Annotated in this window: 15 protein-coding genes; 8 read left to right on the top strand and 7 right to left on the bottom strand. The window is 66.1% G+C overall.

Features of this window, described 5'->3' with window-relative positions:
* Positions 1 to 127: 127 nt before the first annotated feature.
* Positions 128 to 625 carry a hypothetical protein gene (locus VHL31_RS01015; protein WP_329659338.1) on the bottom strand — a complete coding sequence of 166 codons (498 nt, stop codon included), beginning with the start codon at positions 623 to 625 and terminating at the stop codon, positions 128 to 130.
* 639 nt (positions 626 to 1,264) lie between these two features.
* Between VHL31_RS01015 and VHL31_RS01010 the strand changes: the two genes are divergently transcribed.
* The gene (locus VHL31_RS01010; protein WP_329659337.1) at positions 1,265 to 1,528 is read left to right on the top strand and encodes a hypothetical protein; all 264 of its coding nucleotides are present in this window, start codon (positions 1,265 to 1,267) and stop codon (positions 1,526 to 1,528) included.
* 112 nt (positions 1,529 to 1,640) lie between these two features.
* Positions 1,641 to 2,204 carry an SIS domain-containing protein gene (locus VHL31_RS01005; RefSeq protein WP_329659336.1) on the top strand — a complete coding sequence of 188 codons (564 nt, stop codon included), beginning with the start codon at positions 1,641 to 1,643 and terminating at the stop codon, positions 2,202 to 2,204.
* A 16-nt stretch (positions 2,205 to 2,220) separates the two neighbouring features.
* Here the strand turns inward: VHL31_RS01005 and VHL31_RS01000 are convergent, their stop codons facing one another.
* The 3 genes from VHL31_RS01000 to VHL31_RS00990 form a co-directional block, all read right to left on the bottom strand.
* Positions 2,221 to 2,739 carry a gamma carbonic anhydrase family protein gene (locus tag VHL31_RS01000; protein ID WP_349262324.1) on the bottom strand — a complete coding sequence of 173 codons (519 nt, stop codon included), beginning with the start codon at positions 2,737 to 2,739 and terminating at the stop codon, positions 2,221 to 2,223.
* Between the two features lie 102 nt (positions 2,740 to 2,841).
* A complete protein-coding gene (locus VHL31_RS00995; protein ID WP_329659334.1) occupies positions 2,842 to 3,327 on the bottom strand; it encodes a cupin domain-containing protein in 486 nt (161 codons plus the stop codon).
* 126 nt (positions 3,328 to 3,453) lie between these two features.
* Complete coding sequence (locus VHL31_RS00990; RefSeq protein WP_329659333.1) at positions 3,454 to 4,335, bottom strand: manganese catalase family protein; 882 nt, start codon at positions 4,333 to 4,335, stop codon at positions 3,454 to 3,456.
* Between the two features lie 574 nt (positions 4,336 to 4,909).
* On the opposite strand from VHL31_RS00990, the gene VHL31_RS00985 reads away from it, so the two are divergent.
* Both VHL31_RS00985 and VHL31_RS00980 read left to right on the top strand, forming a co-directional pair.
* Positions 4,910 to 5,332 carry a trypco2 family protein gene (locus tag VHL31_RS00985; RefSeq protein ID WP_329659332.1) on the top strand — a complete coding sequence of 141 codons (423 nt, stop codon included), beginning with the start codon at positions 4,910 to 4,912 and terminating at the stop codon, positions 5,330 to 5,332.
* Positions 5,333 to 5,954: 622 nt separating this feature from the next.
* Positions 5,955 to 7,232 carry an MFS transporter gene (locus VHL31_RS00980; protein WP_329659331.1) on the top strand — a complete coding sequence of 426 codons (1,278 nt, stop codon included), beginning with the start codon at positions 5,955 to 5,957 and terminating at the stop codon, positions 7,230 to 7,232.
* Here the strand turns inward: VHL31_RS00980 and VHL31_RS00975 are convergent.
* Positions 7,220 to 8,752, bottom strand: a complete 1,533-nt coding sequence (locus tag VHL31_RS00975; protein ID WP_329659330.1) for a trimethylamine methyltransferase family protein — start codon at positions 8,750 to 8,752, stop codon at positions 7,220 to 7,222. The genes VHL31_RS00980 and VHL31_RS00975 overlap by 13 nt on opposite strands.
* Before the next feature lie 179 nt (positions 8,753 to 8,931).
* On the opposite strand from VHL31_RS00975, the gene VHL31_RS00970 reads away from it, so the two are divergent.
* The 3 genes from VHL31_RS00970 to VHL31_RS00960 all read left to right on the top strand — a co-directional run bounded on the left by VHL31_RS00970 (position 8,932) and on the right by VHL31_RS00960 (position 11,390).
* Complete coding sequence (locus tag VHL31_RS00970; protein WP_329659329.1) at positions 8,932 to 10,107, top strand: FAD-binding oxidoreductase; 1,176 nt, start codon at positions 8,932 to 8,934, stop codon at positions 10,105 to 10,107.
* A 50-nt stretch (positions 10,108 to 10,157) separates the two neighbouring features.
* Positions 10,158 to 10,574, top strand: a complete 417-nt coding sequence (locus VHL31_RS00965) for a VOC family protein (protein WP_329659328.1) — start codon at positions 10,158 to 10,160, stop codon at positions 10,572 to 10,574.
* Positions 10,575 to 10,679: 105 nt separating this feature from the next.
* On the top strand, positions 10,680 to 11,390 hold the full coding sequence (locus tag VHL31_RS00960; RefSeq protein ID WP_329659327.1) for a DsbA family protein: 711 nt from the start codon (positions 10,680 to 10,682) through the stop codon (positions 11,388 to 11,390).
* On the opposite strand, the gene VHL31_RS00955 is transcribed toward VHL31_RS00960, so the two are convergent.
* A complete protein-coding gene (locus tag VHL31_RS00955) occupies positions 11,369 to 11,767 on the bottom strand; it encodes an NADH:ubiquinone oxidoreductase subunit NDUFA12 (protein WP_329659326.1) in 399 nt (132 codons plus the stop codon). The genes VHL31_RS00960 and VHL31_RS00955 overlap by 22 nt on opposite strands.
* Before the next feature lie 666 nt (positions 11,768 to 12,433).
* Here VHL31_RS00955 and VHL31_RS00950 point away from each other — a divergent pair.
* A complete protein-coding gene (locus tag VHL31_RS00950; RefSeq protein WP_329659325.1) occupies positions 12,434 to 16,075 on the top strand; it encodes a vitamin B12-dependent ribonucleotide reductase in 3,642 nt (1,213 codons plus the stop codon).
* A 176-nt stretch (positions 16,076 to 16,251) separates the two neighbouring features.
* On the opposite strand, the gene VHL31_RS26820 is transcribed toward VHL31_RS00950, so the two are convergent.
* Positions 16,252 to 16,344 (bottom strand): hypothetical protein, encoded by a 93-nt coding sequence (locus VHL31_RS26820; protein WP_414653618.1) that lies wholly within the window; start codon positions 16,342 to 16,344, stop codon positions 16,252 to 16,254.
* Between the last annotated feature and the right edge of the window lie 7 nt (positions 16,345 to 16,351).

The raw sequence follows: 16,351 nt of genomic DNA, 5'->3' as shown, positions 1-16,351 counted from the left end.
CCTTAACCTGCCTGGACGGCCGAGGCGACCACAGCACGGGCAAACCAGCCCTACCGACGGCCTGAGTACAGTCATCAAGCCAACGCCGTCGCCCTGCGGTCTCAGGCAGACCCCTGGAGGGGCTTCTTCAAACCGTCCAATAGGCCCCGTGGCGCGGTTCCAGTTCGCGGTGATGGAACTCTACCGTATGTACGACTGTTCCTCGCTCCAGGAATGCGAACAGCCAGTTCGGCTGCGGGATCGGCTTCGGCCCGTTCGGCAGCCGAACGGAGCGATCAGGAAGACCACCTGCGTGCAGCGCCTCCCTGAGGCTGGCCTCGTCCAGGTCGAATGGCTCGATCAGGCAGACCGTGTCCCAGGCAAAGTCGGTCAGGCCCGAAAGCCGGACCTTCGTCTCGTCCTCGAGGCGCTGCCTGAACCGGGCCGCGAACGCCTGGTCGGTGGTCGAGATGGCATCGCTGCGGTTCGGCACGGCTCCCCACAGGATCTTCATGCCCCCGTGCAGGATACCCACCGAACTCAGCACGAATAGGATGGTCGCGCCTACCAGCCAGCGGAAGCGCTCGCGACGCCCGGAGCCTTGGGCGGAGCGGTGCTGCAGTGGATCGATGGCGCGGTGGTTCACGTGGGACTGGTTCCGGAAAGGGAGAATGAGCGGCGCGGCGGGCATAGATGTGACGCGAGCGTGATGGAAGTCACAGCCTCGCGTGGGCCGGCGGACCATGATGCGCGAACGGCGCCGGCGACGCAGTCGTATGGTACCGTTGCCATCCAGGCGGCCTTGGCCTGCCCGGTCATCTGGACAAGCTGATGCCGAAGCCCGCGTCGCTCTACCTTCGCCTCGTGGCCCTCTTCATGCCGGCCGGCATGGCGATGGACCTGCAGATGGCGAACAGCGAGGACCACTCCATCCTTGGTGCGCATGCGCATCTCGACCTGCCAGACTCAGTTTGTTCCATGCTGTTCAGGCTCTTCTACATCAATGTACCGGAAGCAGCACACTTGAGAGCAGCAAAAGCTACAGTTCTTGTTGTGGAGTTTAGGGATCGTGGTAATGGTCCCCGGCGTCGCGATAACGGAGCTGGGAAAACCGGAGGGTCCGCCGCTTGCCGGCATCGGCTCGTTGATGGTATTCGTAGGCATGGTATTTTTCACCATCATCGTGTTCCGCACTGCTCGGAACTCTACCTATGCGGGTAGGGCGCCGGTCGGCGGGAGCGAGTGGGCCAGGTAAATTTCGGCCGGCATAACGAGGAGATGCATGATGAGCGAGGCCCTTCAACAGCACCGCAAACGCATGTCGCAACGGGGCATGAAGCGGGTGGAAGTCTGCGTGCGCGAGCCGGACGCCGATATGATCCGCCGCGTGGCGAAGGCACTGGTGAGCGACGAGAAAGCGGCCGAGGGTCTGCGCGCGGCGATCGACACGATCCTCCCGACCAAGACCTCGATCAGCTTCAAGGAATGGTTGATGTCCGGATCGAGCGAAATGGACGAGACGCCCGTCCGCAAGAAACGGGTCGGCTAGCGTCCCGCAGCGGAGGCCAGGACGGCCGCGCCGTTTCGCCCCGTCTGGCTGCACTTGTCAGGACTTCTCTGGACGGCGCTCGGCCGGAAATTTGGCAGAAGGATTCCGGTCGATGACTTCGTCACTGCACGCACTGGCCCAGGGGGCGCTCGGGGAACTGGGTGACGTGTTCGGCCGGATGTCGGAGGGCGCCGCCGACGATCTGCTCGAAGCCCTGACGACGGCGCGGGTCACCGCCCTTCACGGCCTGGGCCGCGAGGGGCTGCAGATGCGCGGCTTCGCCATGCGGCTGTTCCACATGGGACGCAACGTCCATGTGGTCGGCGACATGACGGTGCCGCCGCTGGGCCCGGGCGACCTCCTGTTCGTGTCGATCGGCCCCGGCAAGCTGCGGACCATCGAGACCCTGATGGAGATCGCCCGCGATGCGGGAGCCAGGGTGGCCCTGATCACGGCGCAGCCGGACGGACCGGCGGCCAAGCACGCCGACATCGTCGTGCACCTGCCGGCACAGACGATGGCGGACGATCAGGCCGGCAGGTCGTCGGTCCTGCCGATGGGCTCGCTGTTCGAGACGGCGCAGATGCTGTTCTTCGAGTTCGCCATCCTGAAGCTGCGCGACTGCGTGGGCGAGACGGCCGAGACCATGCGCGCCCGGCACACCAATCTGGAGTGAGGCCGGTCCGTCAGGATCAGACCGTGCGCATCTCGCGCCGGAAGCGCTGGCCGCGCTCCACATAGGTGGCGGCGCCACGCAGCATCCGGCTACGGTCCTCGTCGCCAAGTTCACGGACCACCTTGCCCGGCGCCCCCAGGACCAGGGAGCCGCCCGGGATCCGCTTCTGCTCTCCGACCAGCGCCTTCGCACCGATCAGCGTTCCTTCGCCGATCATGGCCCCATTCAGCACGACGGCCGCCATGCCGATCAGGGCGCCGTCCTCGATGGTGCAGCCATGCAGCATCGCCAGGTGCCCGACGGTCACGTTGCGGCCGATCGTGAGCGGGAAGCCTGGGTCCGTGTGCAGGACGCAGTTCTCCTGCACGTTGGACCCTTCCCCGACCGTGATCGTCTCGTTGTCGCCACGGAGCACGGCGCCGAACCAGACGGTGGCACCCTTCTCGACCACGACCTTGCCGATCAGCACGGCCGTCGGCGCCACCCACGCATCTGGATGGACCTGCGGAACCTCGTCGCCAAGTGCGTAGAGCATGATCAGGCCCTTTCCAGCAGCGTTGTTCGCTCCGGATAGTTCGACCGGCACCTCAAGGGAACGGCCGATGACGCGGGCGGTCAGCCCGTCGCACATCTGGCCTTATGCTCGGGCCGTCGCCAGCAGGGGCGGACCGGTGATGGAAAAGCCTTCGGTGGCGAAGGCGGCATTGATCCTGTCAGGATCGGGCGGGCCCTGGCGCAGGAGGTCACCAAGCCGCTGGAAGAAACGCTCGGCATCCATGGCCGGCGTCAGGGTGAACAGGAAGCGGCCCGTGGTCGTGCCGACATTGGCGAAGCCGTGGGGGACGCCCTTCGGCACGACCGCGACATCGCCAGGGCCGACCCGCCATTCCTCGTCGTCGATGCGCAGGAGATAGCTGCCTTCCTGGAAGTAGAACCATTCGTCCTGATGGGCATGGACGTGCAGGGGCGGCCCGGCACCCGGCTGCGTGCGCTCCTCGATCAGGCAGAACGAGCCCGCCGTCGCTGCGGACGGGACGAGCACGCTGAGCTCGATGCCGAGGTCGCGCAGTTGGATCTGCGATGCATCCAGCCCATGGCGGACGAACGGCGGAAATGAGGTCATCCGGGGCTCCGGGGAATTACCAGTCGCACTGGCCATTCCTTCGGCTCTACCGCTCAGCCGGCAAGCAGTCAGTGACGAAAATCACCGCAGGACGAGCCGATCCCAGGATCGGCTCGTCCTTGCAGGTCAGAGCTTGCGCTCGATGGCGCCCTCGACGGCGCCCATCACGCCGCCCATGCCGGACTTGGAGGTCTGCCCCTGCTGGGCACCGCTATCCGGCCGCGCCGGCGCCAGGCTGGGCTTGCCGCCGAGCGGCATGGAGACGGCTGAGGTGAACTCGGCCTTCTTGTCGATGCTCGGGCCCGACGTCCAACGCCCCTGCGGGATGGAGCCGTCGGTCATGTGGCCGAGATAGACATAGGAGAACTCGCTGTTCTCTTGCGACTGCGGGAAGCTGTTCGGGATCGGCAGCTGCTCGGCAGGACCACCCAATTCCTCGATGACCGCCATCCACTGCTGCTGGTGCATCGTGTCGCGCGCGATCAGGAAGGACAGCATGTCCTTCATGCCCGGGTCGTCGGTCATGTTGTAGAGGCGGGTCGCGAGGACGCGCCCGGTCGATTCGGCGGTGACGTTCGCCATCATGTCACCGGCGATATTGCCCGATGCATAGACGTGGGAGCAGTCGAAGGGCACGCCATTGGCGTTCGTGGGCAGCGCAGCCAGACCGGTCGACAGGATATGCCGGAAATCCATGCCGTTCAGGATCGAGCCACCGACCGCATCCTTCGAGACGTCTTCCTGCAAAGATAGCGGCGCGCCTTCGAGGTTGAGCGCCACCGCGGTCGCCAGCATCTCGATATGGCCGATCTCTTCGGTCCCGGTGTTGAGCAGCATGTCGCGGTACTTTGCCGGACCGCGCGAGCCCCAACCCTGGAACAGATACTGCAGGCAGACGCGGATCTCACCTTCCACGCCGCCAATGGCCTGCTGGAGCGCACGGGCGAAGATCGGGTTGGGCCGCTCGACGCGGACCGGATATTGCAGCTTGCCGTCGGTATAAAACATGGTGCGGCGTTCCTTTCTCGGATACCTGACGTTGATCCGAGCCGGCTGGTCGAGCGGGCGCGAGGCTCCGTGTGCAGCAGCGGATCGGTGACGCCTGCCTAACGAGGGCAGCACCAGCCGGTTCCTGTTTGGAACCGTTTTTACAACGCGTCGGCTCAGGATACTCTGGCTCATCGACGGCAATACAAGAAGATCTGGCAGCAGGTCGCCGGCCGGTTTTGCATCTACTTGCTGATGGTGAGCTGCTCCCCGTGGTGAACCATCCATTGGGCACGACAGCTCCCGCTCGGACCGACGCTTCCCTCGCCGTCCGCCAGGAATGGAACGGCAAGGCCGAAGGTTGAACAAGAGCTTCCCGTGCGAAACCGGCAAGAGGAACGGTCACAGGCTGTCGCTAGCCTGTGACCAGTTGGCGGATCCTCCATCTGGGGAAAGCGGGCAGGCCTTCTTTTGGAACTGGCACGCTCTCCATGGAGCACGACATCTACTCCATTGTCCGGATGTTGATTAAGGCGTATCCTGACCACGAGCGATTAGCTGGAACCTGGCCAATCAAGGAAAGCGGAGCACGGCCATGCTAGTCAGGATCATCGGAGCTGCTGTCGTACTGGGACTTTCGGTTCTTCACGCACCGGCATATTCTCAAGATTCCAATAGAATAGAACTGGCTGAATACATTGAGAACTTGCGAGGAGAATTTCTGAAGCTGGGCAGCAGTGAAAACAAGGAGAAACTGCCGATCTATATCAGCCCGCTGGAGATAGAACTCACGGTGACAGTCGAGAAGTCGGGCAACGCGGGCCTCAAGATCTACGTGGTCGATGCAGGTGGAACCATCGCCAAATCGGCAGTCCAGAAGTTGAAATTCACCGTTTCAGTTGGAAAAGAAAGCGGGTCTCACCTGACCTACAATCCCATGACGCCGATGCTCGGCGAGTGGGGAAGCCTCACACCGCGCTGGACGCCCATGTTCGACCTGAACCAGCCGAAGGGCTGATCGGCGTGTGTCGATCTTCTGCTTCGACGGGGGCCAGATCGGAAAGGCTATCTGCCGAACTGCCGGAGGCAGCGGCCGCATGCACCTGTCGGACCGCCGCACGACCTGGGCATGGACGATGCCGATGCGCCAGATGCGAGCCTCGATGCTCGGGATCTAGCGACGGACCCGGCATACCCATGTTGCGGGCTCAGCCGATCGGCCAGCGCCTCATCGAGCTTCCAATCGGACAGGCGCTGTCGTTGCCGTCCAGTAGGGCCGGCTGCAGAGCAGGCGCGGTCAGCGGATCGCACAGATGCTGGAGCGAGCGTGCCTTGGCGAAGGGAGCAGTCCTGGTTGACGAAGAAGGCAGGCCGAAGCGGTTCTCGGCCTTCAGGCCATGGCCGGTCTGATCAAGCAGGCGATCGTGCCCGGCCAGATGATCCTCGGCAGCTCCGGGGCGCGCGCGACCGCGGCCACCTTCTGATTAGCCCGGATCTGGCACCTGACTGACCGGGAACGACGGGAAGTCCATCGCTGCGGTCAGCCGTGGAAGAGAGCTTCGGCTGACGCCCTGCCCGGCACGTGCTAGGGGGCGTGCCCGGGCCGCGAGAGCCCGGGCACGATCGGGCGGCGAGGAACATTGGTCGAGAACGAACGGGGCCGCGTCGGGCCAGCGGCGGTGGCGGCCCTGCTGCGCGACCCTGCGGTACGCCGCCTTTGGGCCGCTGGTGCCTTGATCCAGTGCGGCCGCTGGCTGGACATCCTGGCCTTCGGGCTCCTGGTGCTGGATTGGACCGGCTCGCCCTTCCCCGTCACCGCCATCCTGTTCACGCGCATGCTGCCGCTCCTGTTCTTCGGCAGCATCGCCGGCACGCTCGCCGACCGGGTCGACCGGCGCCGGATGCTGATCCAGGGCCTCAGCCTGATTTTAGGCTTATACGCGATCAGCGCCTGGTGGAGCATGGACGGCACACCGCATCTCTGGCTGGCGTTCGCCCTGTCGATCGCGGGCGGGCTGTTCTGGTCGGCGGAGCTGCCGATGCGGCGCGGCCTCCTGGCCGAGGTCGCCGGCATGGAGCGGGTCGGTGTCAGCATGGGACTGGAGCTGCTGACCGCGAACGTCACCCGCATGGTCGGGCCGGCCGTGGGCGGCGCGCTCGTGGCACTGCTGGGCTTTGCCGGCGTGCTGCTGGCCGGCTTCATCCTGCACGCCCTGGCGCTGCTCGCGATCGTCGGCCTGCCGGCCTCGGCACCGACGCCGTCACGCCCTTCCCAGCCGGCCGCGCCGGTCAGGATCGTGGCACCGCTGAAGGAAGGCTGGCGGCATGTCCGTGCGACCCCGGTGCTGATCGGCACCGTCATGGTCACCGCGGCGATCAATCTCTGGGGATTCCCCTATGTCTCGCTCGTGCCGGTCATCGCCCAGGAGGCCATGGGGCTGGGAGCGGTCGCGACCGGCCTCTTGGTCGCTTCCGAAGGCGCCGGCGCCTTCTTGGCTTCGATCGCCATCACCATGGCCGGCCCACCTGCCTGGTTCCGGCGGATCTACAGCCTGGGGACGCTCCTGTTCCTGGCGGCGGTCGTCCTGTTCGGCCTGACCCGCGATCCGATTCTGGCAGCATGCTGGCTGGCCCTGGCGGGCGTGGGCATGGCCGGCTTCAACACCATGCAGATCGTGCTGATGCTCCAGGGCGCCGACCCTGCCCTGCGCGGCCGGGCGCTGGGCATCCTGGTCGGCGCCATGGGCCTGGCACCGTTCGGCTTCCTGCAGTTCGGCCTGTTCGCCAGCTGGCTCGACGCCGGCACCGCCGTGGTGCTGGTCACCGGCATCGGCTTCGTGGCGGTGCTGGCCTGCGTGCTGCGCTGGCCGACCCTGATGCGCCACGGGCAGGTGGAACCACCCGCTCAGTTCAGGTGATCGGGCAGCGTGGCCTCGCGCTTTGCGATGAAGGCATCCAGGGCCTCCACGACCGCAGGGTCGATGGGCGGCGGCTCGAAGGCGGCGAGCTTCTTCTGGGCAGCCTCGATGCCGCGCGCCTGGGCGGATTTCTCGCCCTCGATCTGCCATTGCTCGAAGCTGTTGTTGTCCATCAGCTCGGGCATGAAGAAGGCCGACTGGAAGTTGGCCTGGGTGTGCGCGGTGCCCAGGAAGTGCCCGCCGGGGCCGACATCCCTGATGCTGGCGACCGCCTCGTCGAAATCACCGAACTGCGGTCCCTGCGCGAACTTGTAGAGCATCTCCATCTGCTCGGCATCGAGCGCGAACTTGGCAAGCGAGGCGCACAGGCCCGCTTCCGTCCAGCCGGCCGTGTGCATGATCAGGTTGGCGCCGGCCAGCATGATCGGGAACATGTTGAAGGCGCTTTCGTAGCCGGCCTGCGCGTCGGTGACCTTCGAGCCGGTCAGCATGCCCGACGAGCGGAACGGCACTTTGTACTTTCGCGCGAGCTGGCCGATCATCAGGTTCATGAGCGCCAGCTCGGACGTCCCGGCCATCGGCGCCCCGGACTTCATCGAAACCGCGGCCAGGAAATGGCCATAGACCATCGGGCAGCCCGGACGGACCAGCTGCGAAAACGCCAGGGCCGAGACCGCCTCGGCGTTCAGCTCAGCCACGGTCGCCACCGCCGAGGCCGGCGTGTTGGCGCCGGCCAGGGTGAAGGGCGCGCAGATCACCGGCTGGCCGGCGCGCGCATAGACCTTGAGCGCCCCCAGCATGGTCTCGTCCCAGACCAGCGGCGAGTTGCAGTTGGCGAGCGACACCATCACCGGGTTGTCGTGGACGAAGCTCTCGCCGAACAGGATGCCGGCCATGTCCACCGCGTCCTGCGCCCGCTCCGGTGCCGTCACCGGTCCCATGAAGGACTTATCACTGTTCGTGATAAGCGAGCGGACGATGTGCAGATGCCGCTTGGCGACCGGGATGTCGGTGGGCTCGCAGATGACGAGGCCGGTATTGTGAATGGCTGGACTCATATAGGCGAGCCGGTGGAAGCGCTGCAGGTCGTCCATCGTCCCGTAGCGACGGACATCGTCCTCCATCCGCACGAAGGGCGAGCCATAGGTCGGCAGGAAGATCATGTTGTCGCCGCCGACCGTCACCGAGCGCTCGGTGTTGCGGGCGGTGAGCGTGAACTGCCCGGGCACGTGGTCGATCAGCGACATCAGGAGCTGGCGGGGAATGTGCACGCGCTCGCCTCGCACGTCGGCCCCGGCGTCCTTCCAGAGCGCCAGCGCCTCGGCGTCGCGAAAGTCGATCCCGATCTCCTCCAGGATCCGGCAGGAGGCGTCGTGGATCATCTCCAGGCCCTCGGCGTTGAGGACCTCGTAGAGCGGGATCTGCCGCTTGAGCGTCGGCAGGCTCGTCACCTTCATCGACATGCGCTCGGCACGCCTGGCTCCACGTCCGCCGCGCCTGCCCTCAGCCACCGTGCTCACTGCCGTCTCCTGCCTGACGTTGAACGGACGAAACCTAGAGCAGTGCTGCAGCTTTGGCTTGTCCTGCTTACGTCCGGGACTTGAGGCTGGTCGACATGACGTGGCCTGCCCGCCAGCGCCCTTGCCGTGTGTCGGCGACAAGCCCAAGGAACGGGCTGGGCACGTTCACGGAGCTGGCGATGGCGGTATCCCGGGTGGTGGTGGTTGGCGGCGGGGTCATGGGCTGCGCCGTGGCGGCGGGCCTGCGGCGGCTGGACCGGGAGCGCGAGGTCGTCGTGATCGAGCGCGACCCGACCTATCGCCAGGCCTCCTCCGCCCTGTCCGCCTCCTCGATTCGCCGCCAGTTCTCCCAGCCGGTCAACATGGCGATCGGCGCCTTCGGCTATGCCTTCCTTAAGGACGCCAGGCGCCACCTCGCCGTGGATGGCGAGATGCCGGATATCGGTCTTCTCGACCGCGGCTACCTGTTCCTGGCGGGAGCCGGGGCCGTCGAGATCATGCGCGAGGTCCATGCGCTGCAGCGGGCGCACGACGTGCAGGTGGCCCTGCTGGAGCCCAACGCCCTTGCCGCCCGCTTCCCCTGGCTGGAGGTGTCGGACGTGGCGCTGGCCTCGCTGGGGCTGGCCGAGGAAGGCTGGTTCGACGGCTACGGGCTGCTCCAGGCCTTCCGCAAGCGTGCGATCGCCGATGGCGTCCGGTTCGTGCACGGCGAGGTCACCGGCTTCGAGCGGGAGGGGCAGCGCGTGGCACGCGCGCGGCTGGGCGATGGCAGCGAGGTCGAGGGCGGCGAGTTCCTGGTCGCGGCCGGCCCTTGGTCCGGGCGGATCGGCAGCATGCTCGACCTCGACATCCCCGTGCGCGGCCGCCGCCGCTCCGTGTTCGTCCTGGACACGCCCGACCCGCTGCCCGGCTGCCCGCTGGTCATCGACCCGTCCGGCTTCTGGCTGCGCCCAGAGGGCCGCTACTACCTGGCCGGCATGTCGCCGCTTGCCGACGAGGACGATCCCGACGACCTGCCGCTGGAGGTCGACCACGCGCTGTTCGAGGAAAAGCTGTGGCCGGCGCTCGCCGCGCGGGTGCCGAGCCTCGAGCGCCTGAAGGTGACCGGCAGTTGGGCCGGCTACTATGAGATGAATACGGTCGACCATAACGGGCTGGTCGGGCGTTGGCCCGGCATGGACAATCTCTGGGCGGCGACCGGCTTTTCCGGCCACGGCATCCAGCAGGCCCCAGCGGTCGGGCAGTGCCTGGCCGAGCTGATGACCTATGGTGGCTTTCGCAGCCTGGATCTGAGCGCCCTCGCCCCGGCACGGCTGCATGACCGCCGGCCGCTGCTGGAAAAAGCCGTGATCTGAGCCCGTCGCGAACTACATCGATAGGACACGTCATGCCGTGGGGGGCACCGGTGGCGGATCAGAAGCTCGATCGGGTCCTGGAGACGGTGCTCTATGTGGACGACCTCGAGGAGGCCCGGCGCTTCTATGGCGACGTGCTCGGGTTGACGCTCGACAGCCGCAAGGACGGCATCTTCCTCTTCTTCCGCCTCGGCGAAGGGATGCTGCTATTGTTCCGTCCCGAAGCGACGCGCGTCGGCAAGAGTGTTCCTGCCCATGGAGCCATCGGTCCCGGCCATGTCTGCTTTGCCGTCGCGGAGGCTGAACTCGACCGGTGGAAGGAGCGGCTGGTCCGTGCGGATGTCGCGATCGAGCACGAGCAGGCATGGCCGCGCGGCAGCCGATCCTTCTATTTCCGCGATCCCGCCGGCAACAGCCTGGAGATCGCCAGCCCCAGGATCTGGGGACTGGAGGATGTCCGTGGCTGAACTGCCACAACGCCCAAAATCCCGCCCTTCCACAGCCTGTGGAGAACCTCGCAAAACGGCTGATCGGCCGATCAACATTCCTCAAGCGGATCAGGGCGACGGCGAATGCGGCTAGGCCTGCCTCTCGACGATCTTCCGCCAGGTTCGGCGCAGCTGGGGCTGGCGGCCGATTTCGCCTGCGCCTGGTGCCGGCTGACCTGGCATCGCCTCAAGCAGGTGGCCCGGGCGCGGCAGATCGGGCTGTGCTGGCTGCCCTTCCAGGTCGATCCGACCATCCCGCCCCGCGGCGTTCCCTATCGTCCCTGGCTGGTGCAGCGGCATGGCGGCGCATCGGCGGCCGATGCGAGCCTGCAGCGGATCCGTGCGGCCGGCGCGGCCGAGGGGCTGCGCTTCGATCTGACCGCGATCCGCCTGCAGCCGAACACGGGTGCGGCGCACCGGCTGGTGGCGGCCGCGTCACGGTCGGGCAAGGGCCGCCGCGCCGTCGACCTGCTGTTCGACGGGTTCTTCGAGCAGGGGCGGGATATCGGCGACCTGGCTGTGCTCGATTCGATCGCGCGCGAGGTGGGCGTTCCCCGCCATGGCGGGGAGATCCCGACCATCCCGATCGCCGTTTCGGCCGTGGGTGCGGTACCGGTGATTCTCGACAAGCAAGGCGACGCGCTGGTCGGCTGCCAGCCCCTCGAGAGCATCCGGGTGTTTGCCGAACTGGCGCTCTGCCATCCGGGTCCGGGCAGCGCGTTCATGTCGCCGGCACGGGCGCTTCGGTCAGTGGCGCAGGAAGGTGCGAACGCTCAGGGCGTCCAAGCCTCATAGTCGCCGGTGGCCTTGTCGCGCTGGCCGCGCCCGCGCTCGCTGCCCGGGGGCACGTAGGCGAACGGCGTGCCGGTCTGGTTCGGCTCCGGCGGCTTTTCCCAGGACTTCACCTTGAGCGGCGCCACCGTTGGCGGCTCGGCGAAGCGCTTGTGCAGCCAGCCGCTCCAGCCCGGGGGCACCAGGGTCGGCTCCGGCTCCACCCCCTCGGGATAGACCACCCAGCGCCGCTCGGCACGCCAGTCCTCCCGGTTGAGCCCGCCCTTCACTGGCCGCTCGCGGTAGTAGCGGTTGCCCAGCTCGTCCTGGCCGACCAGCTCGCCCCGGAACCGGGTGAAGAGATAGGTGCCCAGCGCGTTGAAGCTCAGCCACTTCAGCAAAGTCGCACTCCGCGGAAAATCCGAGTTGCCCGGATGGACGCGTTCCACCAGGGCGTCTAACGCCGGGCTCTCTTGCGGCGGCAGGGCTGGAATGTCCAGCACGCAGGAGGCGAGGCAACCTATATTGCAGCGCAGCATAGCCGCTGGATAATATTCCTGTGGATATCGTGTGCTGACTGATACCGCCTGATCGGGCTTAGAACTGATACGCGCTCAGATCCCGGAACCGATCCACAGCGTGGATGTTTTCGATCAAGCCGTTCAGTGGCGTTCTCTAGCCCACTAGATCTTGTTGCCTGAACGGTGAATCTGGCCTATATGTAGTCTCACCATGTGTGGGAGCGTTGCAGGGGACGTCATGGCGGTGCCGATGGGGCCGGTCGTGGCGATCCAGTGACGGAGAACCCGGAATTTCGCCCACAAGCGGAAATTTCCTGTGGATGACTTCAGCCCCTCGGTTGAGCCGATCGCTTAGCGGACGTAGCATCGAGGGCAGATCAGACAGATTGAGCATCATCAGCGCAGGCTGATTCGGCCCGTCATCCGGGCTCAGCTGCGGGCGATGGTGCACGTCTTGTGGATAAGTCGGGAGAAGTTCCGCTTGCCCATGAGAACGCATCGGGAACAAAATCGCCGGACGGCGTAGCAGCAGCTGGGAGAGCAGTAATGCGGATCGAACGCTCCTTCACCGAGGCCGGCGCGGACCCGTATGCCCGGATCGAATGGCGTTCCGCGGTCAGCGAGATCCGCAACCCGGATGGCTCGGTCGTGTTCCGGCTGGACGATGCCGAGGTGCCGGCCGGCTGGTCGCAGGTCGCCGTGGACGTCCTGGCCCAGAAATATTTCCGCAAGGCCGGCGTGCCGAAGAGGCTCGTCTCCGTGAAGGAGAAGGGCGTCCCCTCCTGGCTGCAGCGCCACGTGCCCGATCCGGCCCAGGCGGATCTCCCGGCTGCCGAGCGCAACACCGGCGAGCACTCGGCCAAGCAGGTGTTCGACCGCCTGGCCGGCACCTGGACCTATTGGGGCTGGAAGGGCGGCTATTTCGATACGGAGGAGGACGCGCATGCCTTCTTCGACGAGCTGCGCTTCATGCTGGCCAGCCAGATGGCCGCCCCCAACTCGCCGCAATGGTTCAACACCGGCCTCCACTGGGCCTACGGCATCGATGGCCCGGCCCAGGGCCATTTCTGGGTCGACCACAAGAGCGGCGAGGTGTCGGCGTCGAGCTCGGCCTATGAGCGGCCGCAGCCGCATGCCTGCTTCATCCAGTCGATCAACGACGACCTGGTGAACGAGGGCGGCATCATGGACCTGTGGGTCCGCGAGGCCCGTCTCTTCAAGTACGGTTCCGGCACCGGCACCAATTTTTCGCGCCTGCGCGGCGTGAACGAGCCGCTCTCGGGGGGCGGCAAGTCGTCCGGCCTGATGAGCTTCCTCAAGATCGGCGACCGGGCGGCGGGTGCGATCAAGTCGGGCGGCACCACGCGCCGGGCCGCCAAGATGGTCACGGTCGACGTCGATCATCCCGACATCGAAGAATATGTGATGTGGAAGGTGGTCGAGGAGCAGAAGGTGGCAGCACTCGTCGCCGGCTCGAACCTGCTGAGAGCCCATGTCCAGGCCATCCTGAACGCCTGCCACGATGCTTCCTATACGGGCAAGGACCGCTTCGACCCGCTGGAGAACCCGGCGCTGCGCAAGGCCGTGCGCGAGGCGAAGAAGGCGTCGCTGCCGCCAGGTGCCATGCAGCAGGCGATCCTGTTCGCCCGCCAGGGCTTCCGCCAGATCGAGATCCCGACCTACCAAGCCGACTGGGACAGCGAGGCCTATGTCACGGTCTCCGGCCAGAACTCGAACAACTCGGTCCGCGTTTCCGACGACTTCATCGGCAAGGTGCTGGCCAACGGCGAGTGGACGCTGACCCGGCGCACCGACGGCAAGGTGAAGAAGACCCTGCAGGCCAAGGAGCTCTGGGACAAGATCAGCCTGGCCGCCTGGGCCTCGGCCGATCCGGGCATCCAGTACGACACCACCATCAACGACTGGCACACCTGCCCGGCATCAGGACGGATCAACGCGTCCAACCCCTGCTCCGAGTACATGTTCCTGGACGACACCGCCTGCAACCTGGCGTCCTTGAACCTGATGACCTTCAAGAAGCCGGACGCCACCTTCGACGTGGCGGCCTTCCGCCATGCCGTGCGGCTTTGGACGATGGTCCTCGAGATCTCCGTCATGATGGCGCAGTTCCCCTCGCGCACCATCGCCGACCTGTCCTGGAAGTTCCGCACGCTCGGCCTTGGCTTTGCCAATCTCGGCGGCCTCCTGATGGCATCCGGCTATTCCTATGACAGCCCGGAAGGCCGCGCCCTTTGCGGTGCCATCACGGCCCTCATGACCGGCGAGGCCTATGCCGTCTCGGCCGAGATGGCCAAGGAGCAGGGTCCCTTCCCCGGTTATCCCGAGAACCGCGAGGCCACGCTCCGCGTGCTGCGCAACCACCGCACCGCCGCCTGGTCCAAGACCGAGGGCTACGAGGCGCTGCACATCGCTCCCGTCCCGCTCGACGCTGCATCCTGCCCGCAGCCCCTGATCATTGAAGCGGCGCGTGCCGCCTGGGACCGCGCGGTCGAGACCGCAACGGCAGCCGGCGTGCGCAACGCACAAGTTTCGGTCGTGGCCCCCACCGGCACGATCGGCCTGGTCATGGACTGCGACACGACCGGCATCGAGCCCGACTTCGCGCTGGTGAAGTTCAAGAAGCTGGCCGGCGGCGGCTACTTCAAGATCATCAACCGGATGGCGCCGGAAGCCCTGAAGACGCTGGGCTACACGCCTGAGCAGATCGAGGACATCATCCGCTACGCCGTGGGCCACGGCACGCTGAAGGGCTCGCCCGGCATCAACCACGAGACGCTCAAAGCCAGGGGCTTCACCCCTGAGGTCCTGGTCAAGCTGGAAGCGGCCCTGCCCTCGGCCTTCGACATCCGCTACGTGTTCAACAAGTTCACGCTGGGCGAGGCGTTCTGCAAGGACGTGCTCAAGCTCTCCGACGAGCAGCTCGGCGACTTCAAGTTCGACATGTTCAAGCACATGGGCTTCAATCGCGACGAGGTGGAGGCCGCCAACACCTTCGTCTGCGGTGCGATGACCGTGGAAGGTGCCCCGCACCTCCAGGACAGCCACCTGCCCGTGTTCGACTGCGCCAATCCCTGCGGCCGCAAGGGAAAGCGCTACCTCTCGACCGAGAGCCATATCCGGATGATGGCGGCTTCCCAGCCCTTCATCTCCGGTGCGATCTCCAAGACCATCAACATGCCGGCCACCGCCTCGGTCGAGGACTGCGCGCAGGCCTACCTGCTCGGCTGGCGCCTGGGCCTCAAAGCCCTGGCCCTCTACCGCGACGGCTCCAAGCTCTCGCAGCCGCTTTCCTCGATCGCGCTCGACGACATCGAGGAGGACGAGGAGGAAGCGCAGCCCACCCCGCAGCGCGTCGTCAGCGTCGTCGAGAAGATCGTCGAGCGGCACCTGGCCGGCCGCAAGAAGCTCCCGTCCCGCCGCAAGGGCTACACTCAGAAGGCGGTGGTCGGCGGCCACAAACTCTACCTCCGTACCGGCGAGTACGAGGACGGCACGCTCGGCGAGATCTTCATCGACATGCACAAGGAAGGTGCCGCCTTCCGGAGCCTGATGAACAGCTTCGCCATCGCCGTCTCGATCGGCCTGCAATACGGCGTGCCGCTGGAAGAGCTGGTGGAAGCCTTCAGCTTCACCCGCTTCGATCCGTCGGGCCCCGTCCAGGGCAACGACACGATCAAGATGGCGACCTCGGTCCTCGACTACATCTTCCGCGAGCTGGCCATCTCCTATCTCGACCGCACCGATCTCGCCTCGGTCGACCCCGCCGACCTCCGCCACGACGCGATCGGCAAGGGGACGAAGGAAGGCGAGCTGGTCGACGAGGAGGAAGAGGTCAAGAAGTACGCGTCGGTCGGCTTCGTGCGCGGCAACCTGCGCCTGTTCGCCGGCGGCAATGGCAACGGCAACGGCCACCACCACCACGACGCCCCCGCCACCACGGGCCTGGCCGACACGCGCGGCAGCGACACGGCGGTGATGGAACGCCCGAAGACCACCGCCGCCGACCCGGCCAGGCACGCCCAGCAGGAGCGGATCCAGAAGGCGCAGATGGCGCGGCTCAAGGGGTACGACGGCGATCCGTGTCCCAGCTGCGGGCACTTCACGCTGGTGCGGAACGGCACGTGTTTGAAGTGTGACACGTGCGGGTCGACGACTGGTTGTAGCTGAAGCACTAGCCTAATATTGGAAAAGCTTGCACCGTCGACTTTCTGAGTAACACGACCGTGGAAGCACCTGGGAAGGTGCTTCCACCTCAGCCGCCTCAAGAAGTACCCACAGCTGTAACGGCAGTTGACGCAACTAGTGGAGTGCACCCCGTTTGGCCGGACAGAGCCAGGGTTGGGTTAAGCACTGAGTTTGCGGAACTCGGCGGGTGATTGGAAGCGCAGCGCCGAGTGTGGGTGGAGATTGTTGTAGTCGTCTATCCAAGCCTGCAGCAGCCCA

It is taken from the genome of Geminicoccus sp., assembly GCF_036263595.1.
Taxonomy (GTDB): Bacteria; Pseudomonadota; Alphaproteobacteria; order Geminicoccales; family Geminicoccaceae; genus Geminicoccus.
The sequence above is the reverse complement of the archived record's forward strand: the minus strand, read 5'-3'. Positions and strand labels throughout refer to the sequence as shown.

Coding starts and splice junctions, on each gene's coding strand:
- VHL31_RS00950 (WP_329659325.1), top strand. CDS start 12,434: ATGCGGATCGAACGCTCCTTCACCGAGGCCGGCGCGGACCCGTATGCC.
- VHL31_RS00960 (WP_329659327.1), top strand. CDS start 10,680: ATGCGGCTAGGCCTGCCTCTCGACGATCTTCCGCCAGGTTCGGCGCAG.
- VHL31_RS00995 (WP_329659334.1), bottom strand. CDS start 3,327: ATGACCTCATTTCCGCCGTTCGTCCGCCATGGGCTGGATGCATCGCAG.
- VHL31_RS00970 (WP_329659329.1), top strand. CDS start 8,932: ATGGCGGTATCCCGGGTGGTGGTGGTTGGCGGCGGGGTCATGGGCTGC.
- VHL31_RS01005 (WP_329659336.1), top strand. CDS start 1,641: ATGACTTCGTCACTGCACGCACTGGCCCAGGGGGCGCTCGGGGAACTG.
- VHL31_RS00985 (WP_329659332.1), top strand. CDS start 4,910: ATGCTAGTCAGGATCATCGGAGCTGCTGTCGTACTGGGACTTTCGGTT.
- VHL31_RS01010 (WP_329659337.1), top strand. CDS start 1,265: ATGAGCGAGGCCCTTCAACAGCACCGCAAACGCATGTCGCAACGGGGC.
- VHL31_RS00990 (WP_329659333.1), bottom strand. CDS start 4,335: ATGTTTTATACCGACGGCAAGCTGCAATATCCGGTCCGCGTCGAGCGG.
- VHL31_RS01000 (WP_349262324.1), bottom strand. CDS start 2,739: ATGCTCTACGCACTTGGCGACGAGGTTCCGCAGGTCCATCCAGATGCG.